General features: G+C 66.4%; 1 protein-coding gene and 1 pseudogene. One reads left to right on the top strand and one right to left on the bottom strand.

What is annotated here, in order from left to right; genetic code table 11:
* On the top strand, positions 1-180 hold a 180-nt coding region (locus tag EN885_RS33225), incomplete at its 5' end, for an EAL domain-containing protein (protein ID WP_128335270.1).
* Between the two features lie 31 nt (positions 181-211).
* On the opposite strand, the pseudogene EN885_RS33220 reads toward EN885_RS33225, so the two are convergent.
* Positions 212-423 (bottom strand): annotated as a pseudogene (locus EN885_RS33220) (peptidase); the annotation flags it as partial.

Below are 423 nucleotides of genomic sequence, written 5' to 3'. Positions count from 1 at the left end.
ATCATCGACATGGCCAAGACACTGAAGCTGAAGATCGTTGCCGAGGGCGTGGAAACGCAGGCGCAGGCCGACTATCTCGCCGAGCGCGACGTCGACTACGGCCAGGGCTGGCTTTTCGCCAGACCCATGCCTGCGTCCGAGTTCATCGCCTACTGTCGCCAGGTGGAGCCGACGGCTTGACGCCTGTCGTCCTCAACAAGGCGCAGCGTTCTCAGCACGGCCCGTCGCCAACGACGCGATAGTCCGCGGCGCGGGCTTCGCAGGAATTGGGGAAGGTACGCATCTCGCCATGCCGGCGGCCGCAGACCGGAGCATATTCGCGGGTGCAGAACGTCTGCTCGCCACCGCCACCGCCACCGCCGCTATCGCGGCACGGACCGTCGCGCACGATGCGGTAGCCAGCCCGGTCGGCAAGACAGGCAT

The organism is Mesorhizobium sp. M6A.T.Cr.TU.014.01.1.1 (genome assembly GCF_004022765.1).
In the GTDB taxonomy this organism is placed as follows: domain Bacteria; phylum Pseudomonadota; class Alphaproteobacteria; order Rhizobiales; family Rhizobiaceae; genus Mesorhizobium; species Mesorhizobium mediterraneum.
The sequence above is the reverse complement of the archived record's forward strand: the minus strand, read 5'-3'. Positions and strand labels throughout refer to the sequence as shown.